A 23,124-nucleotide genomic window follows, 5' to 3' on the forward strand; every position below is an offset into this window, starting at 1 on the left:
CCGCGGCCAGACCCGCCAGCGGCGAAGGTCAGTCTCCGGCCAGCGGCCGGAACACCCGTGTCAGGACCCGCGACTGGAAACGCCAGCCCTCCGGGGTCCTGCGGAACACGTCGGCATACTCGCCCACCGTGGCGGGCAGGGCCACCGGCCGCACGCCGTTCGCGTCGGGCGCGGCGGCGCTGTTGTAGACGGTGAGGTAGCAGGAGCCGGTCGCCGTCCCCGCGTCGACCACGTCCACCACCGGATTGGTCATCACGTGGCGCATGGTGACGCCCTGGTCGGCCAGCGCCTGCATCGAAGCGCGGATGGCGGCGTGGCCCACGAAGGCCGGCGCCTCGGGCACCGCCACCGAGCCGTCGGCCGCGAACAGCCGGGTGAACGCCTCCACCTCGCCGCGGTCGGCGTGGACGGCGTACAGCATCTGTAGCTTCTGGCAGGCCTGTTCGATCAGCAGGGTCTCGAGCTCGGTCACGGCTCAGTTCACCCGCCGGTCGTGGCCCGACCAGTAGGGCTCCCGCAGGTCGCGCTTCAACACCTTGCCCGAGGCGTTGCGGGGCAGGGCGTCCACGAAGTCCACGGTCTTGGGGACCTTGTAGCCGGCGATCCGCGCACGGGCCCAGGCGATGATGTCCTCGGCGTCGGCCGGCTGGCCCGCCCGGATCGCCACCACCGCCTTCACCGCCTCGCCCCACTTGGGATCGGGCACGCCGATCACCGCCACCTCCGCCACCGCCGGGTGGCCGTAGATCGCGTTCTCGACCTCGGCCGGATAGACGTTCTCGCCCCCCGACACGATCATGTCCTTCACCCGGTCGCGGATGAAGAGATAGCCGTCCTCGTCCAGGTAGCCGGCGTCGCCGCTGCGCACCCAGCCGTCGGCGCGGACGACCCGGGCGGTCTCCTCGTCCTGCTTCCAGTAGCCCCGCATGGTAGTGGGCGCGCGGATGCAGATCTCGCCCACCTCGCCCGTGGGCCGCTCGTCGTCGCCCTCGGGATCGAGGATGCGGATCTCGGCGCCCGGGATCGTCTTGCCGGCGGAGCGCATGCGCGGATTGCCGGCCACGTGATCGGCCGCGGGCAGGTAGGTCACCGCGCCGCAGGTCTCGGTCATGCCGTAGAGCTGGATGAAGCCGCAGCCGAAGGCGTCGACCGCCTTCTGCAGCAGGTCCAGCGGGATCGGCGAGGCCCCGTAGAGGAAGTCGGTCATCGAAGCGAAGTCGCTGCGGCTGACGCCCGGGAACTCCAGCATCATCTGGATGGTGGTGGGAACCAGCACGGTCTTGGAGACGCGGAAGTCGCGGATGGCGCCGATCACCGCGGCGTTCTCGAACTCGCGCAGGACCACCGTGAAGGCGCCGGCGTAGACGCCCACCACGCCCCAGCCCGTGCCGCTGATGTGGAACACCGGCATGGCCACCAGGCTCACGTCCTCGGACGTCCACTGGTTCCATGTGAGGTCCGCCCCGAAGGCCCCGGGGTTGGCGTGTGCGTAGGCGTTGAAGGCGAAGAACGCCTCGTGGCTGAGCTGCACGCCCTTCGGCCGGCCCGTGGTGCCGCTGGTGTAGAGCTGCACCGCCACGTCGGACGGGGCGACCTTCACGGACTGGTCCTCGACGCTCTGCAGGTCCCGCCAGCCCTCGTAGCTCTCGCGGCCGGGGAGTCCGCCCTCCATCGCGATCACCTTGCGCAACGTGGGGGCCTCGGCGGCCACGCGCTCGGCCAGGCCCGCGCAGTGACCGTCGACGAACAGCATCTCGGCCTCGGCGTCGCGGGTGATGTAGATCACCTCGGGCTCGGCCAGCCGCCAGTTCACCGGGGTCAGCACGGCGCCGATCCGGGCCGCGCCGAACAGCAGCTCGAAATAGGCGGTCGAGTTCTTGCCGAGGTAGGCGATCCGCGAGCCGTGGCGCACGCCCCCGGCCAGCAGGCCGTTGGCGACCTGCGCCGTGCGCCGGTCGAACTGGGCGTAGGTGATGGCCTCGCCTTCGAAGAGGAAGGCCGGCGCCTGGCCCCGCGTCCGGCCGTGGAACCGGGGGGCGTCGCCCAGGGTGCGGATCTCGGGGAAATAGGCGATCGGCGGCGGCATCGGCGGCGCCTCCAGGGTCTGCGGCATCGAGGTGTCTCCCTGAGGCCGGGTTGCGGGGTGAGCGACCGTCACGCCGCCACGGCGTCCGGCGTGAACGATGCACGGCCGCCGCCGCTCGACCAGCCCGCGAGCGCCTCGGCGCAGACGCGCTTGCCGCGCACCAGGTGCTTTTCCAGCGTGCTCACCGAGATCCCGAGGCTGTCGGACATCTGCTTGTAGGACAGCTCCTGGACGGTCCGGAGCTCGATCACCTGGCGGCAGCGCGGCGGCAGGCTGGCGAGCGCCCGGACGTAGGCCGTCTCCTGCTCGCGGGCGATGATCGCCTCCTCGGCCGTCGGCGTGGGCGATTCCGGCTGCGCCTCGTCGAGAATGGGCGCGGCGCGGTCGATGACGCCGTTGCGCCGGCTGCGCAGCCGGTTCAGCGCCAGGCGATAGCTGGTCTTGAACAGGACCGCGCGCGGATGGGCGTAGTCGTCCAGGCTGCCCTGCCGGTGCAGTCGCAGGAAGGCCTCCTGGGCCACGTCCTCGGCGTCGGCCTCCGCCTTCAGGATTCTGGTCAGATAGATCCGCAGGTTCGTGAATTCGGATCGGTAGAGGTCGGCCAGGACCCGCGATGCGGAGGACCGGCGCGACGAATCCGAAATCCCGGCGCCCTGGCCGAACCCGCTCTCGTCCACCCCGTCCACGAGCCCCTCCCTGTCCCATGCCGAGTCGGATTCGACTCGTGGGTCGAACAGCCAACTCACGGGTAGGCATGTCATCCCTCTAGTCGAACCGCTGTCAACGGGTATTATCGCTGCGGGGCGCCAGTTGCGTCGGCTCGGGGTGTTGGAATGGCGAAGGCGAAGCCGAAGCGGCCGTGGGGTGAAGCCATCCAGGATCGCGGCGAGCAATTCGAGATGAAGCGTCAGGTGGTGTTGCGCACCGCCGCGCGGATCTACACCGAGCGCGGCTTTCACGAGACGACGCTGGCGGACATCGCCGACGAGCTGAACATCTCCAAGCCGACGCTCTATTACTACTTCAAGAGCAAGGACGAGATCCTGTTCGAGTGCCATCGGATCGGCATCGAGGCGATCACCGACGGCGAGACGCCGATGCCGCCGCCCGGTCAAGGCACCGCCCGCGAACGCCTGCACGAGTTCCTGCGCCGCTACGTGCGCATGGTCGTCGACGACTTCGGCACCTGCCTGGTGATGACCGGCACCAACGCCCTGGAGCCGGAGAATCGCGCCGAGGTGGTCGGCGGCCGGCGGCAGATCGACGGCATGCTGCGCGCGATCCTGGACGAGGGCGGCCTCGACGGCAGCCTGGTCTGCCCCGACCCCAAGGTCACCGCGATGTTCATCTTCGGCGCGATGAACTGGATCCCGCACTGGTATCATCGCGACGGCCCGATCACGGTCGAGGAGCTGACCGACCGGCTGGCCGCCTTCGTCGACCAGGCCCTGCCGCCGGGGCCCGCTGCAGGCGCGTGACGACGGCGGCCGCGCGCCACGAACGTCCGCGCCGCGCCGTGCGGAACGCACGTCCCGATTGAGGAAATCGCTCTGCGCCGTGTCTATCAAGACGGCCCCGGGGTTGCTCGGTCCCGCCGCGAAGGCGGCGGTGGCGCCCGCTTGCGCTTATACGAGATTTGTGATCACAAGAAACGAAGAAGTTTGAAGGCCAGGTGATGTTCGAAGGCGGCGGCGTGTTGGAACGCGTAGATGCCCAGGTTCCGGAGACCGAGGTCGAACGCCGCGCCGAGCGCACGTTCGGCGTCCGTGGCCGCGCCGAGCGGCTGACCGGCGAGCGCGACCAGAACTTCCGCCTGCAGGCCGAGGGCGGCGAGGCCTACATCCTCAAGATCAGCAACTCGGCCGAGGACGCGCCCGTCACCGACCTGCAGACGCGGGCCCTGCTGCACATGGCCGCCGCCGACCCGGGCCTGCCGGCGCCCAAGGTGCAGCCGGCGCTGGACGGCGCGCCCCAGGCGCGCTGGACCCTGCCGCAGGGCGAGACCTGCGTCGTGCGGCTGTTCACCTTCCTCGAAGGCATGCCGCTGTACCGGGCCGAGGCCACGCCGGCGCTGCTCTGCGCGGTGGGCGAGGCGCTGGCCCGCGTCGATCTGGCCCTGGCCGACTTCCGCCATCCCGCCGACGGCCACGACCTGCTCTGGGACCTGCAGCACGCCGTGCGCCTGCGCGAGCTGGCCGGGGCCATCGACGACGCCGACGTCCGCGGCTTGGCCGAGGCGGGGCTGGCGCTCTTCGCCGAGGCGGCCGCGCCGAAGCTGCCGGCCCTGCGCGCCCAGCTCATCCACAACGACCTCAATCCGCACAACGTGCTGGTGGCGGCCGACGGCGCGCCCGTGGTGACCGGCATCCTCGACCTCGGCGACGCCGTGCGCGCGCCCCTCGTCAACGACGTGGCGGTGGCCGCCGCCTACCACGTCGGCGACGGCGCCGACCCGCTGGGCGGCGTCGCAGCCCTGCTCCGCGGCTTTCATCGCGCCTGCCCGCTGCAGGACGCCGAGCTCGACGTGCTGGTCCCGCTGATCGTCGGGCGCATGGCCATGACCGCCGCCATCACCTCATGGCGCGCCAGGAGCCACGCCGGCAATCGCGACTACATCTTCCGCAATCTCCCGGCCTCGGTGACCGGCCTGCGCCAGCTCCTGGGCCTCGGCCCGGACGCGGCCGCCGGGCGGCTGCGCGCCGCGCTGGAGGGCTGACCCATGACCATGATCAACGCCTACGACGGGGCGGCAGCCGGCCTCTCGGCGGAGGACCGGGCGCTGTTGGCGCGCCGCGAGCGCGTGCTGGGGCCGGCCTACCGGCTCTTCTACGAGACGCCCCTGCACGTGGTGCGCGGCGAGGGCGTATGGCTCTACGACAAGGCCGGCCGCCGCTACCTCGACGCCTACAACAACGTGGCTTCGGTCGGCCATTCGCGGCCCGAGGTGGTGGAGGCGATCGCGGCGCAGGCGGCGGTGCTCAACACCCACACCCGCTACCTGCACGAAGGCGTGGTGGCCTACGCCGAGGCGCTGCTCGCGACCTTCCCGGCCGAGCTGGCGAACCTGATGCTGACGTGTACGGGGAGCGAGGCCAACGACCTGGCGCTCCGCATCGCGCGCACGGTCACCGGCGGCCGGGGGCTGATCGTCACCGAGCTGGCCTACCACGGCGTCACCGCCGCCATCGCCGGCGCCTCGCCCTCGCTCGGGCCCGGCAATCCGCTCGGACCCGACGTGTGGACCGTCCCCGCGCCGGTCAGTCCCGCCACCGGCGCCGACGTGGGCCGCCAGTTCGCCGACGGGGTCTCGCGCGCGCTCGGGGACATGCGGGCCAAGGGCGTGCGCCCCGCGGCCCTGCTGGTCGACACCATCTTCTCCAGCGACGGCGTGTTCGCCGATCCGCCGGGATTCCTCACCGAAGCCGCCGGGCGGATCCGCGCCGCGGGCGGCCTGTTCATCGCCGACGAGGTGCAGGCCGGCTTCGGCCGCGTCGGGCCGCAGATGTGGGGCTTCGCGCGCCACGGCCTGGTCCCGGACATCGTCACCATGGGCAAGCCCATGGGCAACGGCCATCCCGTCGCCGGTCTGGTCGTCCGCCACGAGCACGCGGCGGCCTTCGGGGCCGCCGTGCGCTATTTCAACACCTTCGGCGGCAACCCCGTGTCGTGCGCCGCGGCCATGGCGGTGCTGAAGGTGATCCAGGGCGAGCGGCTGGCCGAGAACAGCGGCGTCGTCGGCGACCGGCTCCGCGCCGGCCTCGACGCCCTCCGACAGCGCCACTCGCGGGTGGGCGAGGTGCGCGGCGCCGGCCTCTTCATCGGCGTCGATCTCGAGCGGCCGTCGGGCGAGCCCGCGCCCGAGGCCGCGACCGCCGTGGTCAACCACATGCGCGACGCGGGCGTGCTGATCAGCGCCACCGGCCCCGGCGGCAACATCCTGAAGATTCGACCGCCGCTGGTGTTCAAACCCGAACACGCCGATATCCTGCTGGGCGCCTTGAGCGAGGCGTTGGATGCGATCTGATCGGGTGACGGCATGCCGCTGAGACGGACATCCCTCGAGACCACGACGGCGTCGGGGTTGCCCGAGTTCGGCCGCCTGGACCGCGCGACCCTGCAGACCCAGGCCTACCAGCAGCTTCGCAAGGCGGTGATGGGCGGGGTGTTCCGGCCGGGCACGGTGATCACCATCCGGGCCGCGGCGGACGCGCTGGGCACCAGCCCCATGCCGGTGCGCGCCGCCCTGCAGCGGCTGGAGGCCGAGGGCGCCCTGGTCGCCCGGGGCAGCAAGCGCACGCTGGAGATCCCCAATCTCAGCATCGAGGAGTACCATGAGCTCCGCGACATCCGGATCGTGCTCGAGGGCCTGGCCGCCGAGCGCGCCGTGGCCAACATCGAGGCCGCCGAGTTGCAGGAGGTCGAGCGCAACTGCCGGGCCATGCAGGAGGCCGCCGACGCCGGCGACCGCGAAGGCTACGTCCGCGCCAACTGGACCTTCCACCTGTCGATCTACCGGGCCAGCCACATGGAGAGCCTGGTGGCCATGATCGAGGGGCTCTGGCTGCGGGTCGGCCCCTACGTGCAGCTCATGATGCCCGACCGGAAGAGCATGGTCGCCTCCATGCCCGACCATTGGCACATGGTCGAGGCGCTGAAGCAGCGCGACGGCCGCGCCGCCAGCCAGGCGATCGCCGACGACATCAGCCACTCCGCGGTGAACCTGATGAAAGTCCTCAAGCACCGTTGAGGCGGGCGCCCCTGGGGCGCCTTCACATCCCGACCTGAAGAGATCCACCGATGTCCGAGGCGACGGCGCCGGAGCGCGCCCGCATGGCCCTGACGCGTCCCGACCTGATCCGCGAAGCCTGTTTCATCGGCGGCGCCTGGACGGGCGCGCCCGCGCTGGCGGTGACCAACCCCGCCACGGGCGGCCTGATCGGACGGGTCCCCGACCTGGGCGGCGCCGAGGCGCAGGCTGCGGTGGCCGCGGCCGAGGCGGCCCTGCCGGCCTGGCGTTCGGCCACGGCCCGGACGCGGGCCGAGGCGCTGCGGCGCTGGTTCGACCTGATCGTCGCCAACGCCGAGGACCTGGCGCGGCTCCTCACCGCCGAGCAGGGCAAGCCCCTGGCCGAGGCCCGTGGCGAGATCGCCTACGCGGCCAGCTTCGTCGAATGGTTCGCCGAGGAGGCCAAGCGGGCCTACGGCGAGGTCACCCCCGCCGCCGCCGACCGCCGCATCGTGACGCTGAAGCAGCCGGTGGGCGTCGCCGCCGCCGTCACGCCCTGGAACTTCCCCGCCGCGATGGTGACGCGCAAGGCCGCCCCGGCGCTGGCCGCCGGCTGCACGATGGTGGTCAAGCCGTCGGAACTCACGCCGTTCTCGGCCCTGGCCCTGGCGGTGCTGGCCGAAGAGGCCGGCGTCCCGGCGGGCGTGCTCAACGTGGTCACGGGCGACGCGGCGGCGATCGGCGCGGTGCTCACCGGCGACCCGCGGGTGCGCAAGTTCAGCTTCACCGGCTCCACCCGCGTGGGCAAGCTGCTGGCCGCGCAGTGCGCCGGCACCGTGAAGCGGGTGTCGCTGGAGCTGGGCGGCAATGCGCCGTTCCTGGTGTTCGACGACGCCGACCTGGACGCCGCGGTGGAGGGGGCCGTCGCGTCGAAGTTCCGCAACACCGGCCAGACCTGCGTGTGCGCCAACCGGTTCCTCGTCCAGGCCGGGATCTACGACGCCTTCGCCACGGCGCTGGCGGCGCGGGTCGAGCGCCTCGTGGTGGGCGACGGCCTAGCCGGGCCCAGCGACCAGGGGCCGCTGATCAACCTGGCGGGCCGCGAGAAGGTCGCGGCGCATGTCGCCGACGCCCTGGCGCAGGGCGCGGCCCTGGCGACGGGCGGCGCGCCGCTGGCGGGCGAGGGCGCCTTCTACCGCCCCACCGTCCTGCGCGAGGTGCCGGCGACGGCGCTGCTCTGCCGCGAGGAGACCTTCGGGCCGGTGGCGGGGCTGGTGCGGTTCTCCACGGAGGCCGAGGCCGTGGCGCTGGCCAACGACACGCCGGCGGGCCTGGCGGCCTATGTCTTCACCCGCGACGTCGGCCGCGCCTGGCGGGTGGGGGAGGCGCTGGAGTACGGCATGGTCGGCGTGAACACCGGCTCGATCTCCACCGAGGTCGCGCCGTTCGGCGGGATCAAGGAATCCGGCGTCGGCCGCGAGGGCTCGCGCCATGGGCTGGACGAGTATCTCGAACTGAAGACCCTCACCCTGGCGATGTGATCACGGATCGCAAGGGGCCGAGACTGCCCCGGCGCCGGCATTCCCTTGCCCACGAAGCGGGCAGCGCCGCCTGTGGCCGGCCCTGTTGCCGCGCTCCGTTGACATCTGTTATCCCACATGTCGATATCTGTGATCACAAAACCTATGAAGCCGACGGGCTTCGCGGCACAGCAGGCGCAGCCGTCCGGCTGCGGGGGAAAGGGTTAGCCATGCGCACTCATTGGATCTCCGCGTCGGCGCTGACGCTCGGCGCGCTCATCGCCACCGCCGCCCAGGCCCAGGCCAGGGCCGACGCCGCCCCGGGCGAGGTGGACGAGGTGGTGGTCACCGGCTCCCGCCTGTCGCAGACGGCGATCACCTCGCCGACGCCCGTGCTCGCGGTGACCAGCGAGGCGCTGAAGCAGGCCGGCACCGAGAACGTCGCCGACGTGCTGACCGAACTGGGCTCGATCGGCGTGGGCCGCACCGACACCAACAGCCAGAACAACTACGCTCTGGCCGCCATGAACCTGGTGGACCTGCGCAAGCTGGGCTTCAACCGCACGCTGACCCTCGTCAACGGCCGCCGGCAGGTGGCGGGCGACATCTTCAGCAACGCCGTCGACCTCAACTCCATTCCCGCCACGCTGGTCGAGCGGGTCGAGGTGGTGACGGGCGGGACCTCGGCCATCTACGGCGCAGACGCCGTCTCGGGCGTCATCAACGTCATCCTCAAGAAGGACTTCGACGGCTTCGAGGCCCGCGTGCGCGGCGGCGTCGCCTCACGCGGCGACGCCGAGAGCTTCGGCGTCTCGCTGACCGGCGGCCAGAACTTCGCGGACAGGCGCGGCAACATCACCGCGACCCTGGTCTACGACACCCAGGAAGGCGTGAAGGCGACCGCCCGCAGCTACGCGGTCAACGGCCTCAACTGGATCGTCAATCCGGCCAACCGCGCCTCCAACGACGGCGTGCCGAACCAGATCCTGCGGGAGCGGATCCGCTTCCTGGGCCCGCCCACCCAGTCGGGCTTCATCGATTTCGGCGGCGGCGCCTTCTACACCGTCAACCCCGACGGCCAGAGCGTGCGGCCCTTCGACTTCGGCGAGATCGGCAACCAGTCGGGCCGCAGCATCGGCGGCGACAACGGCTTCTTCGAGAAATACGACAACCTGGCCCAGCCCTACGAGCGCATGGGCCTCAGCGCGAACCTGTCCTTCGAGGCGGCCGAGAACGTCCGCTTCTTCGCCGAGGGCCGCTACATCACCACGCACGTGGAGACCCGCTGGCAGCCGACGGCCGACTTCGAGTACGGCCCGCCCATCATCCTGGCCAGCAACCCCTATGTGCCGGCCAACCTGCAGGCCATCCTGACCGCGGCCAACGCGCCCGCCTTCGCCTTCTACCGGGTCTATGAGGACTTCGGCCGCCGCGGCTCGGACAGCGACCGCAGCACGCTGCAGTTCACCGCCGGCTTCGACGGCAAGGTGCTCGACCGCTTCAAGTACGAGGTGTTCGCGGGCTACGGGCGGACCAAGCTCGAGACCCTCCTGGTCGACGGCCGCGACCAGGACCGCTTCCTGGAGTCGGTGAACGTGGCGCTGGTGAACGGCGCCCCCGCCTGCGCCGACGCCGCGGCCCGCGCCCGCGGTTGCATGCCGCTCAACGTGTTCAATCCCGCCGCGACGCCCCTCGGCATCGCCTACAGCCGGGTCAGCGACGTCTACAACGCCAGGAACACCCTGAAGATGGCCGGCGCCAACGTGACCGGCGACCTCTTCACCCTGCCGGCCGGGCCGGTGGCCGTGGCGCTCGGCGTCGAGGCCCGCCAGACCATCGCCGAGACCATGCCCTCGCTCGCCGTCCAGCGCGGCCGCATCCAGATGCTGTTCGAAGGCCCGATCTACGGGAAGATCAACGTCAAGGAGGCCTTCGGCGAGGTGCGGGTCCCGCTGCTGAAGGACCTGCCGCTGGTCCACGAGCTGACCCTGCAGGCCGCCGGCCGGGTGTCGGACTACAACACCAGCGGCACGACCGAGACCTGGAACGTGGGCGGCGTCTACAGCCCCGTCGAGTCGGTGCGCGTCCGGGTGATGCGCTCGAAGTCGGTGCGCGCGCCGAACGTGACCGAGTTGTTCGCCCCGCAGATCCAGGGCTTCCAGAACGTCACCGATCCCTGCAACGCGCCCACCATCAACGACAACGCCAACCGCCTGGCCAACTGCCGCGCCCTGGGGGTCCCGGCAGGCTTCGTGGCGACCACCGGCTCCAAGGCCGTGTTCGGCGGCGGCAACGGCGCGCTCACGCCCGAGACCGCCGACACCTGGACGGTGGGCGTGACCTTCGCCCCGGCCTTCCTCCCCGGCTTCAGCGCGACGGTCGACTGGTTCGACATCGACATCAGCGACGCGATCGGGGCGATCCCGGCGCAGACGGTGCTGAACAACTGCGTCGACCTGGCCGTGGCGCCCGCCGCTAATCCGCTGTGCGGCGCCATCGTCCGCGACGCTGCGACCCGCCAGATCGTCAGCGTGTCGGGCAAGGCGCTGAACATCGGGGCGCTGAAGACCCGCGGCGTCGATTTCGCGCTCAACTACGGTTTCGCGCTCGAGACGTACGTGAGCCTGCCGGGCCGCGCCTACGTCAGCGTGAGCGGCACCTGGCTCGACAAGCTGCGCTCGCTCACCGACGCCAACAACCCGGCCTCGGAGAACCAGCTCGAGGACATGCTGGGCGTGCCGGAATGGGAGGTCTCGGGCTCGGCCACCTACCAGCTCGACAGGCTGGCCGTGACCTGGCGCACGCACTACCTCGCCAGCACCTTCGTCTATCCGTCGATCCTGCTGTCGGCGCCGCCGGTGTCGGACAACCTGGAGAAGCCGCGCACGGGCGCGGAGATCTATCACGACCTGTCGGTGAGCTACGACCTGACCGCGGGCACCAACGTGCGGTTCAACGTGAACAACATCTTCGACAACAAGCCGCCGAAGCGTGGGAACAATATCCACCAGGGGCTGAACAACGCCTCGATCTATCCGAACCTGGGGACCATGTTCTCGGCCGCCGTCACGCACCGGTTCTAGCCGTTTCCTGGCCTGCCCCCCGGCCTTGTGGTTCTGTTGCGTGAGTAGGGAGACGCTGATGCCTGGCTTCGATCGTGGCCGACGCGGGGCGGCCGCGTGATCGTCGACGTCACCCCCATCGGCGGGAGCGCCTATGAGCGCGGCCGGGCGCACGGCCGGGCCTTCCGGCCGCTGATCGAAAGCCATCTGTCGGCCTGGCTGGCCAGCCTGGAGCGCGCGGGGATGGGCGACCCGCGGGCCTATGTCGCCGACATGCTGCGCGACACCGACTTCCTCACGGCGCTGCGGCGGCACACGCCGGACCTGCTGGAGGAGGCGCACGGCGTCGCGGACGGCTCGGGCGCGCCGCGCGACATGCTGTTCGCGCTGCAGCTCTTGGACGAGGAGTGGGCCTATCGGGCGCGGCGCAAGGCCGACGCCGGCAAGCTGCAGAAGTGCTCCAGCATCGCCGTCGTCTCGCCGGGCGGGCCTACCTGGATCGGCCAGAACATGGACCTGGGGGCCTATACCGACGGCCACCAGGTGCTGCTCCGGATCGCCGCGGCCGAGGGGCGGCCGGGGGCGCTGGTGTTCTCCATCGCCGGGATGATCGGGCTCCTGGGCGTGAATGCGGCCGGGGTGGGCGTCTGCGTCAATTCCATCCCGCAGGTGCCTTCCGCGCCCGAGGGCGTGCCGGTGGCCTTCATGATCCGTCGCCTGCTGCAGGCCACGAGTCTGGCCGAGGCGTCGGTGCTGGTGCAGACGCTGCCGCACGCCACCAACCAGCACTATGTGATCGCCGAGCCGGGCGCCCTACGCTCGTTCGAGGCCTCGTCCGACGGGGTGACCGAGTTCCATCCGCCGCGGAAGGACCGGGTGCTGCACACCAATCATCCGCTGAGCGCGGCGCAGGGCGCGCCGGAGAGCGAAGCCGCGCGCGCCAACACCGTGGCCCGGCTGGAATCGCTGACGTCCCGCCTGGCGGACGGCGCGCCGGGGCTGGGCGAGATCCAGGGCGCGCTGACGGCCTTCGACGATCCGCGCCATCCGGTCTGCCGGCTGCGGGGCGAAGAGGGGATCATCAACTTCACGACCGGCTCGATGATCTCGGCGCTGCGGCCGGCGCCCGCAGACATCGAGGCCTGGGTCAGCGCCGGCCCGCCCAGCCTGGGCGGCTACGGCCACGCCGTCCTGCCGAGCGAAACCTAGGGCGGCCGGATGGCGGGGTTCCTCCTCAGGCGGCTGGGCGTGGCGATCCCGACGCTCCTGGCGGTGATCACCCTGAGCTTCTTCATGATGCACGCCGCGCCGGGCTCCCCGTTCGCCAGCGCCCGCAAGCTGCCGCCCGAGGTGGAGCGCAACATGCGCGCCCGCTACGGCCTGGACCTGCCCGTCGGCGAGCAATACCTGCGCTACCTCGGCGGGGCGGTGCGCGGCGACCTGGGGCCGTCGCTGAAATATCCCGGCAAGTCGGTGTCGAAGATCATCGGCCAGGGCCTGCCCACCAGCCTGAAGCTGGGCGTCGCGGCCCTGGTCTGCGGGACCGTCCTGGGCGTGGCGCTGGGCGTGGCCGCCGCCCTGCGCCGCCGGCGCGAGGCCGATCACCTCGCCACCGTCGCGGTGCTGGCCGGGTTGGGCCTGCCCAGCTTCGTGACCGCCCCGCTGCTGGTGCTGGTGTTCGCCGCCTGGCTGGGCTGGCTGCCCACGGCCGGCCTGGCCGGACCCGAGAGCCTGATCCTGCCCGTCGCGGTCCTGACCCTGCCGCTGCTCGCCTCGGTGTCGCGATTGACCCGGGCGGGGATGGCCGAGGCGCTGCGCTCCAACGCCGTCCGCACCGCGCGCGCCCAGGGCCTGTCGCGGACGACCGTGGTGCTGCGCTACGCCCTGCCGCAGGCGACCCTGCCGCTGGTCAGCATCCTCGGGCCGGCCGCGGCGGGCCTCCTGACCGGCTCGCTCGTCGTGGAGCAGCTCTTCGGGCTGCCGGGCGTCGGCAAGGCCTTCGTGCTGAGCGCGCTCCAGCGGGACTACACCGTCGTCCTGGGCGTCGTGATCCTCTACGCGGCCCTGATCCTCGTGCTCAACCTGCTCGCCGACCTGCTGTACGCGGCGCTCGATCCGCGGGTGAAGCTCGCATGAGCGACGCCGCCGCCGCCGCGCCGCCGGGCGCCGAGGCCTGGCGCCGCTTCCGCGCCGACCGGCCCGCCTTCGTGGCGCTCGTCTATGTGCTGGTCCTGGCCGCCGCCGCGCTGATCGGGCCGCTGATCGCCCCGTTCAGCTACGACGAGGTCATCAAGTCCGACATCTGGCGTTCGCCGCTGCAGGGGGGCCACCTGCTGGGCGCCGACTCCCTGGGCCGCGATCTCCTGGCCCGCACGCTCGTGGGGCTCCGGGTCTCCCTGGCCGTGGGGGTGGTGGCCACCGCCGTCGCGCTGGCGATCGGCGTGACCTACGGCGCCGTCGCCGGCCTGCTCGGCGGGGCCGTGGACGAGCTGATGATGCGGGTGGTCGACCTGCTCTATGCGCTGCCCTTCATCTTCTTCGTGATCCTGCTGACCGTGGCCCTGGGCAAGAGCCTGGCGCTGATCTTCCTCGCCATCGGGGCGGTGGAGTGGCTGACCATGGCGCGCATCGTGCGCGGCCAGACGCTGTCGCTGAAGGCCCGCGAGTTCGTCGAGGCCGCCCGCGCGGTGGGCGTCCCGGGCGGGATGATCGTGGTGCGCCACATCGCCCCCAACCTGCTGGGGCCGGTCCTGGCCTACATCACGCTGACCATCCCCAGCGTGATGCTGGCCGAGAGTTTCCTGAGCTTCCTGGGCCTGGGCGTGCAGGAGCCGCTGACCTCGCTCGGCACCCTGGTGGCCGAAGGCGCGCAGCAGATGGAGGTCGCGCCCTGGCTGCTGATCTTCCCGGCCCTGGTGATGTCGTCGCTGCTGCTGGCGCTGAACCTCGTGGGCGAGGGCCTGCGCGAGGCCCTGGACGTGACGGAGCCCGGGCGGTGAGGGCGGTCCTGGCCGTGCTGGCGGCGGCGGCGATCACGCTCGCCGGCTGCGGGGGCAAGCCCGCCGACGGCTGCCCGCCGGGCCAGCGCTGCCTGCGCGCCGGCAACGTCTCGGACCCCGGCTCGCTCGACCCGGCGCACTCGTTCGTCAAGCAGGACCAGACGGTCCTGAACGACCTGATCGTCGGCCTCACCACCTTCGACGCCCGGGCCGAACCCATCCCCGGCATGGCGGAGTCCTGGACGGTCAGTCCCGACGGCCTGTTCTGGCGCTTCAGGCTACGGCAGGCGGTGTGGTCGGACGGCCATCCCGTCACCGCCGAGGACTTCCTGTTCTCGCTGCGCCGCCTGGTCGATCCGGCGACCGGGGCGGGCTATGCGGTGCTGGCCTATCCGATCGTCAACGCCGAGGCGGTGAACCAGGGCAAGCTGCCGCCGACGGCCCTGGGGGTCGGCGCGCCCGACCCGATGACCGTCGAGATCCGGCTGAGGCACCCGGCGCCCTACCTGCCGGCCGTGCTGGCGCACTATGGCGTCGTGCCCGTGCCCGCCCATGTGGTCCGCAAGTGGGGCGACGCCTGGACCGAGCCGCAGCACTACGTCTCGAACGGCCCGTTCCGGCTGGTGAGCTGGCGCCTGGGCGACCGCATCGTGCTGGAGAAGAACCCGCGCTTCTACGACGCCGCCAACGTCTGCCTCGATCGCATCGAATATTTCCCCACCACCGACAGCATCTCGGCCGAGCGGCGGGTGAAGCGCGGCGAGCTCGACCTGAACTCCGCCTTCGCTTCGAACCGTATCCGCTACCTGACCGGCCGCGGCCGCATGGGCGACTACATCCGCATGCATCCGTGGACCGACATCCACTACCTGGTGTTCAAGATGTCGGACCCGGCCTTCGCGGACGTCCGCGTGCGGCAGGCGCTCTCCATGTCCATCGACCGCGCCTTCATCGCGCGCAAGCTGCTCGGCGCCGACCAGGAGCCGGCCGACGCCTTCGTGCCCCCGGGCCTGGGCGCGCCGCCGGCCGCGCCGGACTGGGCGGGCCTGCCTCTGGCCGAGCGCCAGGCGCGGGCGCGCGAGCTGCTGGCGGCGGCGGGCTACGGCCCCGGCCGGCCCCTGCGCTTCGAGCTGAAGCATCCGATCATCGCCGCCCCGGTCCCCACCGCGATCCAGGCCGACTGGCGGGCCATCGGGGTGCAGGTGACCCTGACGCGGGTCGACACCGCCGTCTTCTTCAGCGACCTGCAGCTCGGCGACTTCCAGGTGGGCATCACCGACTGGATCGCCGACTACCGCGACCCCACCAACTTCCTGAACCTGATGCGCAGCGACCAGGCCGCGTCGAACTACTCCGGCTATGCCGATCCCGGGTACGACCGCATGCTGGGCGAGGCCGAGGCGTCGGCCGATCCCGCCCGCCGCGCGGCGATCCTGCAGGCGGCCGAGCGGCGGTTGCTGCAGGCCGCGCCCATTGCGCCGGTGTTCATGAACCCCAGCCACAATCTCGTCAGCCCGCGGGTCACCGGCTGGGTCGACAACCTGGACGACGTGCATCCCAAGCGCTGGGTCTGCGTGGAGCCTCAGACCGCGGCGCGGTGACCGGGCCCCACCTCGACCAGCGGGGCGCGCCCGCCGTCCGGCGGCGGGGGCAGCCTGCGCGCGGGCGCCGGGGCCCGCATGCGCACCTCGGGCGGCAGCACCGCCGACAGGAGGGCCTGGGTGTAGGGATGGCGTGCGTCCGCCAGGACGGCGTCGGCCGGGCCTTCCTCCACGATCCGCCCCCCGTAGAGCACCATCACCCTGTGGCTCACCTCGCGCACCACCGCCAGGTCGTGGCTGATGAAGACCAGCGCCGTCCCCAGCCGGGCCTGCAGGGTGACCAGGAGGTCGATGACCTGGGCCCGCACAGAGACGTCCAGCGCCGTGACCGCCTCGTCGCAGATCACCACCCTGGGCTCCAGGATCATGGCGCGCGCGATTCCGGCGCGCTGGGCCTGGCCGCCGGAGAGCTGGTGCGGGTGGCGCGCGGCCATCGCGGGCGAGAGCCCGACGTCGCCGAGCCAGCGGGCCACCAGGGCGTCGCGCTCGGCGCGGCCCAGGTCCGGCCGATGGACCTGCAGGGGCTCGGCCACCGATTGGCCGACGGTGCGGCGCGGGTCGAGGCTGCCCAGCGGGTCCTGGAACACGATCTGCAGGTCGCTGCGCGCGCGGCGCAGCGCCGCCTTGTCGGCCGTGGACAGACTCTCGCCCATCAGGGTGACCGCGCCGGCCGAAGGCAGCAGCCGCAGCGCGGCGCGGGCCAGGGTGGACTTGCCCGAGCCGCTCTCGCCGACCACGCCGAGGGTTTCGCCGCGCCGCAGGGTGAAGCTGACCCCGTCCACGGCGCGCAGCCGCCGCGCCGGCGCGAACAGGCCCTGACGGAGCCGGAAGTCCACCGTCAGGTCGCGCGCCTCCAGCACCGGCGCCGCATCGGCCGCCACGGGCGACGGCCGCGCCCGGCCCGGGCGTCCCTGGCCGTCCAGGCGCGGCGTCGCGGCCAGCAGGGCCTTGGCGTAGTCCGAGCGCGGCGCGGCCAGCACCTGGGCCGCCTCGCCCTCTTCGACATAGGCTCCGGCCCGCATCACGCAGATCCGGTCGGCCATGCGCGCCATCACGCCCATGTCGTGGCTGATGAGGACGATCGCCGCGCCGGTCTCGGCGCGCAGGTCCTGCAGCAGGTCGAGGATCCCGGCCTGCACCGTCACGTCCAGCGCGGTGGTGGGCTCGTCGGCCAGCAGCAGCTTCGGGCCGGCCGCCAGGGCCGCGGCGATCATCACCCGCTGCCGCATGCCGCCGCTGAGCTCGTGCGGGAACTGCCGCAGGCGCGCATCGGGGTCGGGAATGCGCACGCGGTCCAGCCACCGCCGCGCCTCGCGCCAGGCGTCCCCGCGGGAGAGCCCGCCATGGGCCAGCAGGGGCGCCGCGATCTGTTCGCCCACCCGCAGGTGCGGCGCGAGCGAGGTCAGCGGGTCCTGGAAGATCATGCCCATGCGCGCGCCGCGCAGCCGGTTCAGGTCGGGGTCGGAGAGGCCCAGCAACTCCTGGCCGTCGAGCCGGATCGAGCCCGAGACCACGGCGCCGGCCGGCGACAGCCCCATCGCCGCGAGGGCCGTCAGGCTCTTGCCCGAGCCGCTCTCGCCCACGATGCCCAGGCATTCGCCGGGGTTCACGTCCAGCGAGACGCCGCGCACGGCCTCGATCGCCCCGCCCTGGAAGGCGATGCTCAGGTCCCGGACGGCGAGCAGCGGCGTCATGCGGCGCTATCGCCCGCCCTGCACGGCCGCCGCCCGCACGGCGCGGTGGAACGCGCTCTGGGCGTCGAACAGCGACTTCTCGTCGGGCTTCGGCCACTGGGAGTTGATCACGATCACCAGGCGGTCCTTCGGATAGACCAGTATCGACTGGCCGAAGATGCCCGACGCCTCGTAGGCCTCCGGGCCGATCCACCAGAAATAGCCGTAGCCGGCCGGCGCCGGGCGGCCGTTCGGGATCTGCGCCCGGGTCGACTCCGCGATCCAGTCCGGCGGCACGATCCGCTTGCCGCCGGCCACGCCGCCGTCCAGGGCGAACTGTCCGATCCGGGCGAAGTCGGCCAGCGTCGCCAGGAGGCAGCAGCCGGCGAACTCGCGGCCCTGGCGGTCGACGTTCCAGGCGGCGTCGCGCTCCATGCCATAGGGCTTCCAGATCTTCTCCGAGAGGTATTCCGCAAGCGGCATCCCGACCGCGCGCGACACCAGCATGCCGGCCAGGTGGGTTTCGCCGGTGTTGTAGTGGAAGGTCGAGCCGGGCGCGTTGGCCCGGGGCAGGGTCTTCATGAAGTCGGCGATCGGATCCTTCCCCGCCATGACCGCGCGATAGTAGCCGGCGAGGTCCGACGTGGCGCCGCCGTCATAGGCCTCGTTCCACTTCACGCCCGAGCTCATGGTCAGGATCTGGCGGACGGTGACGCCTTCGTAGGCCGAGCCCTTCAATTCGGGCAGGAAACGCTCCACCGGGTCGGTGAGCTTCATCTTGCCGTCCTGGATGGCCGCGCCGGCCAGCAGCGAGGTCACCGACTTGGCCACCGATTGCGACGCCCAGCGGTCGGTGGGGTTGCGGCCCTGGGCGTAGCGCTCCAGCACCACCTGGCCGTCCTTCAGCACCAGGACGCCCGAAACATTGTAGGCCTTCATGTAGTCGTCGACGGTCCAGGTCCTGCCCTGCCACTCGTACCTGGGCGCGATCTGCCGGGCGGCCATCGGCAGGCCCCGGACCTTGTCGCCCCGCGGGACGACGCGCACGGGGAAGGGCATGCCCATGCTGTTGCCGCCGTCCATCGGCCCGTCCGGCGTCCAGGGCGTCGGCTCGGCCGCGCCGGCGCCGGCCGCGCCGACCAGGAGCGCCGCCGCGACGGCCGCCCCGATACCCAAAGTCCGCATCCCGCGCCCGCCTGCCTGACCGATTGATGTCTTTTGTGATCACAAATCATGGATTCGCGCGGGTCAACAGAAACTTCGCGGGCAAGCGGAACGAGGGCGAGACCGCTGTGCCCTAACCCCTCAGGATGCGCGCCTGGCTCTCCTGCAGCCGGGCGTCCAGCGCGCCGCGCCAGTCGGTCGAGGCCGCGCCCCTCAGGACCAGGGCGTAGGCGTGGCGGATGGTGGGGGCCAGCAGGTCGGGCGACAGCTCGCCCACCACCCACTCCAGCATCGCCGCGCCGAAGCCGCGGTCCAGCACCTTGAACAACAGCTCGACGTCCACGTCCTCGGCGATCACGCCGGCCTCGACGGTCGCCTCGACGAGATGACGCCAGAACGCGTTGCGGGCCTGGTTGTAGATCTCGCTGCGCACGTCGTCCGAGGCGTCGAACACCGCGGCCCACAGGGTCTTGTAGAACTGCGGGTCGTCCACATAGAACTCGATCGCCATGTCGACGGCCGCGAACAGCCGCTCCAGCGGGTCGGTCGAGGTCAGGTGCGCGAAGCGGTCCTGGTAGACCCGCACGTCGTCCAGCACGGCGAGCACGATGGCGCGCTTGGAGCCGAAGAGGTTGTAGGGCGTGGCCAGGCTGACGCCGGCCCTGGCCGCCAGCGCCCGCATCGAGAGCCCCGCGTTGCCGGTCTCGCGGATCAGGTCGCGGGCGGCGTGGATGATGCGGCGGCGGCGTTCGGCCTTGCCGGCCTCGCGGCGGCCCAGCGGCGCGTCGCCCGTCGCCTCGTCGGCGCTCAGCCCGGACCGTCCACTCAAGACACCGCTCCCCCAGGAGCGACCGCTATAGACCCCGCCGCCCGACGGGCATAGCCGCGCCGTCGCCGCGGTGCGGGGGCGCCCGTTGCGCCGGCGTCCGACGCGGCCGCGCTCGCGCACTCACACCCCCAATCAGGGTATGCGCGGACAGGCGCTCGCAGGCGATCTCACCGCCCACGTCGTGTGAAGGATGGAGTGCGGTGATGCGGGGTTTCGGAGTTCTGCTGGGCGGTTTGGCCGGCGCGCTTACGTTGAGTGTCGTCAGCGCCGCGAACGCCGGCGTCCTCGTCGCGTCGGGCGATGAATGGACATTGAGCGACTACGCCTACGGCGCACCGTACCAGGCGGGGACACAGGCGTTCGTGCAGGATCTGGCCAGCACGTTCGGCGGATCGAACTATCTGCTGCTCACGGGCAACAGCAACGTGCCTGTCGCCCAGCTCTCCTCTCTGACCGACCAACTCACCGCGCTGGGCAAGACCGTTCAGACGTCGGCGACCTTCGACCTGGCCATCGCGAGCGGCTACGATGCGGTGTTTCACTTCGGTCAGGCCTTCACCGGCGCACAGCTCGCCGATCTGAGCGCCTATCTCTCGGGTGGCGGCGACGCTTACGTGTCCCTCGGCTCGGGATGGTATGGCGACGCCGCGAGCGAAGCCGCGACCTGGAACCCCCTGCTGGCCGACTACGGGCTGGTGGCCGGCTCCACCTGGTTCTCGGCGCCCGACTTCGTCAACGTCACGGTGACGCAAGGCCCGTCCGGGGCGACCAACCTGATCTGGGGCTATGGCCAGTCCATCGACCGGCTGCCGGTCGGCGACGGCGTGTCCTACGTCCGGGGCAGCTTCGTCGGCGGCCCGCAGGACATCGGCCTCGTCGGTTCCAGCCGGCCTCTCGGCGTCGCCCTCGTTCCGGAGCCCGGGACCTGGGGTCTGATGATCCTCGGCTTCGCGGGCATGGGCCTGGCGCTGCGCCGGCGCCGCGGGACCATGGCGGGATACAGCGTGAAGGCAACATAGATTCAATGGCCTAAGTCGTCGCCCGGGCCGCGTCAGACCAGGTCGCCCACTGATTGGCGGTAGAGGTCCACGGCGCTGGTCGACGGCGCCGCGTTCAGGATCGGCGCATAGGCCAGTTGCGCCCGCAGCTCGCTCATCGAATAGCCGAACGTCCGCCGGAAGAGCCGCGCCAGGTGCGGCGGGTCCGGAAAGCCGTGGTCCGCGCCGAGCTCGGTCAGCGAGCGCCGGTCCAGCGGGTCGGCCACGGCGCGGTGGAGCCGCCGCAGGCGCCGCAGCCGGTCGTAGGCCGCGACCCCGCCGTCATCCTTGAACACGCGGTAGAGGCTGGAGCGCGTGGTGCCCAGCGACCGCACCATCCTGGCCATGTCGAGTTCGCCCGGCGGCTGTTCGTCGATGTAGGCGCGGGCGCGGGCCGACAGGCTGGGCGTACGGCCCTGCGGCGCCGGCTCCTCGGGCGCCGCGCTCAGCACGGCGTTGGCCAGCAGGTCGCGCAGGATCCGCGAGAGCGAGGCCACCGCCGTCGTCGGCGTGAACGGAAGCTGCTGCACCAGCGAGGCCATGAAGGCCGCGAAGAGCCGCGTCTCGGCCGAGCGCCGCAGCCGCCCGTGCGCCTCGATCCGGCCGGTCGCCTCCTCCAGGAACGATGTGGCGATCTGCACGGCGATCGTCTGCTGGCGGGTGCGGTTGTCGCAGCGGCCCAGCTTGCGCAGGTTCGCCAGGATCACGTCGCCCCTCAGGCACTCCTGGTCGATGCCCGGGCCCGTGAAATGGCTGATCCCGTCGCGGGGCGTCACCACCATGAAGTGGCTGGCCGCCGTCGTGGCCAGGTGGTTCGCCGTGCGGTTCATCACGAACGGGTCGACCGTCTGGGCCGAGACCACCATGCCGTCCAGGCGCCAGAAGCGGGCGCTGGCGTGGAAGGGGCCCGCGCCGGCCCGGCTTACCTCCGAGTGCGCCGTGAACCGCGCCCAGGCCGGGAACTGCTCGTCCAGGGGCAGGGCGTCGGTCTCGAACGCATGGGTTTCGATGACTTGCGAGCGGTCCATCGGCTTCGGATCAAGGCGCGGCGTGCGGGCGCGCGCAAGCGGGTGGGACGATCCGACAAGCGATTGGCGCCCGGCGACAGGCGCGCGGCCGTCCCGGGACGATAACGCTGGGGGCTCGTTTACGGTGATTTCAGGCCCTCGCCGCATGATGGGGGCTTCAGCCGGGAGTGCAGGGGTGAGCGGGGCCGAGGGCGTTCTGATCGTCAACATCTGCGTGGGCGCGCTGTTCGCGGCGGGCTATGCGACGCTGGCGTTCGCCAATCCCTCGCAGCGTCCCGCCCTCGGGTTCGCCGGCAACTACGTCCTGGGCCTGCTGGCGCCGATCGCCGACCTGATGACGCCGCGCCTGGGCGCGCCGGTGCTCACCGAGTGGGTCGGCTACCTCGCCTTCCTGGTCGGGACGGCCAGCATCTCGATCACCTATCCGATGTTCCACGGAAAGCCCGGGCCGTGGCGCGCGGTGACGGCCGTCATCGGCTTCGGCGTGGGGGCGCATGCGGTGATCGGCTCGCAGCCGCAGGACACCCTGGTCTACGGACTGGCCTACCAACTGCCGTTCGCGCTCGCCGCGATCCTGGCGGCGCGCACGGTGCTGTCGCTGCACGTCGCCGGCCGGCCGCTCGCGGTGGCCCTGGGCGTCGTCTTCTCGCTGATCGCCCTCCTGCACCTCACCAAGCCCTTCATGGCGCTCGCCATGGGTCCCGGCACCCTGGAGAACTATGCGCAGACCGCCTACGCGCTCGTCTCGCAGGTCAGCTCCGGCATCCTGCTGCTGGCGGCCGGCATGCTGCTGCTGCTGATCGTGGCGCAGAAGGCGATCACCGAGTCCCAGGTGGCCTCCGAGACCGACCCGCTCTCGGGTCTCCTGAACCGCCGCGGCTTCGACCGGCGCGCGCGCCCGCTGGTGGCGGCGGCGGAAGCGTCGGGCCGCCCGCTGGCCGCCGCCGTCTTCGACCTCGACCACTTCAAGCACGTCAACGACCGCTTCGGGCACGACACCGGCGACGCCGTGATCGCCGCCGCCGCCGAGGTGCTGGGCCTGGGCGCGCCGCAGGACGCCCTGGCCTGCCGCATGGGCGGCGAGGAGTTCGCCCTGCTCCTGCCCGGCCTCGCCCCCTTCGACGCCCGCCGCCGGATGGAGCAGCTCCGCACGCGCCTCGCCGAGCGCAGCGACGACCTGCCGCCCGTCACCGCGAGCTGCGGCCTCGCCCATCGCCAGCCCGGCGAGACCCTGGCCGACCTGATGCGCCGCGTCGACCTGGCCGCCTACGACGCCAAGCGCGCCGGCCGCGACCGGCTGCGGGTGTGGGAGGAGCGGGAGGGGGGCGATGCGGCTGTGGTCGGGTGGGTCCGCATCGCCCGCTGACGGCCCTCGCTGGGGGTAGGCCGTCATCCCGCC

General features: G+C 71.9%; 19 protein-coding genes. 12 read left to right on the forward strand and 7 right to left on the reverse strand.

Annotated elements, in window-relative coordinates; genetic code table 11:
- Nucleotides 1-28: 28 nt before the first annotated feature.
- From KF737_RS07795 to KF737_RS07805, 3 genes are read right to left on the reverse strand one after another with little or no spacing between them, the layout of a single operon-like run.
- Entirely contained in the window at nucleotides 29-472 is a 444-nt protein-coding gene (locus KF737_RS07795) for a nuclear transport factor 2 family protein (RefSeq protein WP_296452520.1), read from the reverse strand.
- 3 nt (nucleotides 473-475) lie between these two features.
- Nucleotides 476-2,113, reverse strand: coding sequence for a fatty acid--CoA ligase (locus tag KF737_RS07800; RefSeq protein WP_296452523.1), 1,638 nt, complete (start codon nucleotides 2,111-2,113; stop codon nucleotides 476-478).
- Between the two features lie 41 nt (nucleotides 2,114-2,154).
- Nucleotides 2,155-2,772: a sigma-70 family RNA polymerase sigma factor gene (locus tag KF737_RS07805; RefSeq protein WP_296452526.1), complete on the reverse strand. Its 618-nt coding sequence runs from the start codon at nucleotides 2,770-2,772 to the stop codon at nucleotides 2,155-2,157.
- Between the two features lie 147 nt (nucleotides 2,773-2,919).
- On the opposite strand from KF737_RS07805, the gene KF737_RS07810 reads away from it, so the two are divergent.
- The 10 genes from KF737_RS07810 to KF737_RS07855 all read left to right on the forward strand — a co-directional run bounded on the left by KF737_RS07810 (nucleotide 2,920) and on the right by KF737_RS07855 (nucleotide 15,994).
- The gene (locus KF737_RS07810) at nucleotides 2,920-3,564 is read left to right on the forward strand and encodes a TetR/AcrR family transcriptional regulator (RefSeq protein ID WP_296452530.1); all 645 of its coding nucleotides are present in this window, start codon (nucleotides 2,920-2,922) and stop codon (nucleotides 3,562-3,564) included.
- Nucleotides 3,565-3,782: 218 nt separating this feature from the next.
- On the forward strand, nucleotides 3,783-4,802 hold the full coding sequence (locus KF737_RS07815) for a phosphotransferase (protein ID WP_296452533.1): 1,020 nt from the start codon (nucleotides 3,783-3,785) through the stop codon (nucleotides 4,800-4,802).
- Between the two features lie 3 nt (nucleotides 4,803-4,805).
- Entirely contained in the window at nucleotides 4,806-6,110 is a 1,305-nt protein-coding gene (locus KF737_RS07820) for an aspartate aminotransferase family protein (protein ID WP_296452535.1), read from the forward strand.
- A gap of 12 nt (nucleotides 6,111-6,122) precedes the next feature.
- Nucleotides 6,123-6,833 carry a GntR family transcriptional regulator gene (locus KF737_RS07825; RefSeq protein WP_296452538.1) on the forward strand — a complete coding sequence of 237 codons (711 nt, stop codon included), beginning with the start codon at nucleotides 6,123-6,125 and terminating at the stop codon, nucleotides 6,831-6,833.
- 50 nt (nucleotides 6,834-6,883) lie between these two features.
- A complete protein-coding gene (locus KF737_RS07830) occupies nucleotides 6,884-8,353 on the forward strand; it encodes an NAD-dependent succinate-semialdehyde dehydrogenase (RefSeq protein ID WP_296452541.1) in 1,470 nt (489 codons plus the stop codon).
- A 209-nt stretch (nucleotides 8,354-8,562) separates the two neighbouring features.
- The gene (locus KF737_RS07835; RefSeq protein WP_296452543.1) at nucleotides 8,563-11,415 is read left to right on the forward strand and encodes a TonB-dependent receptor; all 2,853 of its coding nucleotides are present in this window, start codon (nucleotides 8,563-8,565) and stop codon (nucleotides 11,413-11,415) included.
- 96 nt (nucleotides 11,416-11,511) lie between these two features.
- Complete coding sequence (locus tag KF737_RS07840; RefSeq protein WP_296452546.1) at nucleotides 11,512-12,603, forward strand: C45 family peptidase; 1,092 nt, start codon at nucleotides 11,512-11,514, stop codon at nucleotides 12,601-12,603.
- Nucleotides 12,604-12,612: 9 nt separating this feature from the next.
- Entirely contained in the window at nucleotides 12,613-13,530 is a 918-nt protein-coding gene (locus tag KF737_RS07845; protein ID WP_296452549.1) for an ABC transporter permease, read from the forward strand.
- On the forward strand, nucleotides 13,527-14,393 hold the full coding sequence (locus tag KF737_RS07850; RefSeq protein ID WP_296452552.1) for an ABC transporter permease: 867 nt from the start codon (nucleotides 13,527-13,529) through the stop codon (nucleotides 14,391-14,393). Before KF737_RS07845 ends, KF737_RS07850 begins: the two co-directional genes overlap by 4 nt.
- Nucleotides 14,390-15,994: a peptide ABC transporter substrate-binding protein gene (locus KF737_RS07855; RefSeq protein ID WP_296452555.1), complete on the forward strand. Its 1,605-nt coding sequence runs from the start codon at nucleotides 14,390-14,392 to the stop codon at nucleotides 15,992-15,994. Before KF737_RS07850 ends, KF737_RS07855 begins: the two co-directional genes overlap by 4 nt.
- Here the strand turns inward: KF737_RS07855 and KF737_RS07860 are convergent.
- The 3 genes from KF737_RS07860 to KF737_RS07870 all read right to left on the reverse strand — a co-directional run bounded on the left by KF737_RS07860 (nucleotide 15,976) and on the right by KF737_RS07870 (nucleotide 19,660).
- Complete coding sequence (locus KF737_RS07860) at nucleotides 15,976-17,688, reverse strand: ABC transporter ATP-binding protein (RefSeq protein ID WP_296452558.1); 1,713 nt, start codon at nucleotides 17,686-17,688, stop codon at nucleotides 15,976-15,978. The two genes, KF737_RS07855 and KF737_RS07860, sit on opposite strands and share 19 nt — an antisense overlap.
- Before the next feature lie 6 nt (nucleotides 17,689-17,694).
- Nucleotides 17,695-18,852, reverse strand: coding sequence for a serine hydrolase (locus tag KF737_RS07865; RefSeq protein WP_296452562.1), 1,158 nt, complete (start codon nucleotides 18,850-18,852; stop codon nucleotides 17,695-17,697).
- A 112-nt stretch (nucleotides 18,853-18,964) separates the two neighbouring features.
- Nucleotides 18,965-19,660 carry a TetR/AcrR family transcriptional regulator gene (locus KF737_RS07870; RefSeq protein WP_296452568.1) on the reverse strand — a complete coding sequence of 232 codons (696 nt, stop codon included), beginning with the start codon at nucleotides 19,658-19,660 and terminating at the stop codon, nucleotides 18,965-18,967.
- Nucleotides 19,661-19,863: 203 nt separating this feature from the next.
- Here KF737_RS07870 and KF737_RS07875 point away from each other — a divergent pair, with 203 nt between their 5' ends.
- A complete protein-coding gene (locus tag KF737_RS07875; protein WP_296452569.1) occupies nucleotides 19,864-20,679 on the forward strand; it encodes a PEPxxWA-CTERM sorting domain-containing protein in 816 nt (271 codons plus the stop codon).
- A gap of 32 nt (nucleotides 20,680-20,711) precedes the next feature.
- On the opposite strand, the gene KF737_RS07880 is transcribed toward KF737_RS07875, so the two are convergent.
- A complete protein-coding gene (locus tag KF737_RS07880) occupies nucleotides 20,712-21,725 on the reverse strand; it encodes a helix-turn-helix domain-containing protein (RefSeq protein WP_296452572.1) in 1,014 nt (337 codons plus the stop codon).
- A gap of 175 nt (nucleotides 21,726-21,900) precedes the next feature.
- Here KF737_RS07880 and KF737_RS07885 point away from each other — a divergent pair, with 175 nt between their 5' ends.
- Complete coding sequence (locus tag KF737_RS07885) at nucleotides 21,901-23,091, forward strand: diguanylate cyclase (RefSeq protein WP_296452574.1); 1,191 nt, start codon at nucleotides 21,901-21,903, stop codon at nucleotides 23,089-23,091.
- Nucleotides 23,092-23,124 lie beyond the last annotated feature (33 nt).

Origin of the sequence: Phenylobacterium sp. (assembly GCF_019636135.1) — a bacterium.
In the GTDB taxonomy this organism is placed as follows: domain Bacteria; phylum Pseudomonadota; class Alphaproteobacteria; order Caulobacterales; family Caulobacteraceae; genus Phenylobacterium.

Bases quoted from the DNA above. Each gene is read 5' to 3' on its own strand.
- KF737_RS07800 (WP_296452523.1), bottom strand. From the start codon at position 2,113: ATGCCGCAGACCCTGGAGGCGCCGCCGATGCCGCCGCCGATCGCCTAT.
- KF737_RS07810 (WP_296452530.1), top strand. From the start codon at position 2,920: ATGGCGAAGGCGAAGCCGAAGCGGCCGTGGGGTGAAGCCATCCAGGAT.
- KF737_RS07820 (WP_296452535.1), top strand. From the start codon at position 4,806: ATGACCATGATCAACGCCTACGACGGGGCGGCAGCCGGCCTCTCGGCG.
- KF737_RS07825 (WP_296452538.1), top strand. From the start codon at position 6,123: ATGCCGCTGAGACGGACATCCCTCGAGACCACGACGGCGTCGGGGTTG.
- KF737_RS07830 (WP_296452541.1), top strand. From the start codon at position 6,884: ATGTCCGAGGCGACGGCGCCGGAGCGCGCCCGCATGGCCCTGACGCGT.
- KF737_RS07835 (WP_296452543.1), top strand. From the start codon at position 8,563: ATGCGCACTCATTGGATCTCCGCGTCGGCGCTGACGCTCGGCGCGCTC.
- KF737_RS07845 (WP_296452549.1), top strand. From the start codon at position 12,613: ATGGCGGGGTTCCTCCTCAGGCGGCTGGGCGTGGCGATCCCGACGCTC.
- KF737_RS07850 (WP_296452552.1), top strand. From the start codon at position 13,527: ATGAGCGACGCCGCCGCCGCCGCGCCGCCGGGCGCCGAGGCCTGGCGC.
- KF737_RS07860 (WP_296452558.1), bottom strand. From the start codon at position 17,688: ATGACGCCGCTGCTCGCCGTCCGGGACCTGAGCATCGCCTTCCAGGGC.
- KF737_RS07865 (WP_296452562.1), bottom strand. From the start codon at position 18,852: ATGCGGACTTTGGGTATCGGGGCGGCCGTCGCGGCGGCGCTCCTGGTC.
- KF737_RS07875 (WP_296452569.1), top strand. From the start codon at position 19,864: ATGCGGGGTTTCGGAGTTCTGCTGGGCGGTTTGGCCGGCGCGCTTACG.
- KF737_RS07880 (WP_296452572.1), bottom strand. From the start codon at position 21,725: ATGGACCGCTCGCAAGTCATCGAAACCCATGCGTTCGAGACCGACGCC.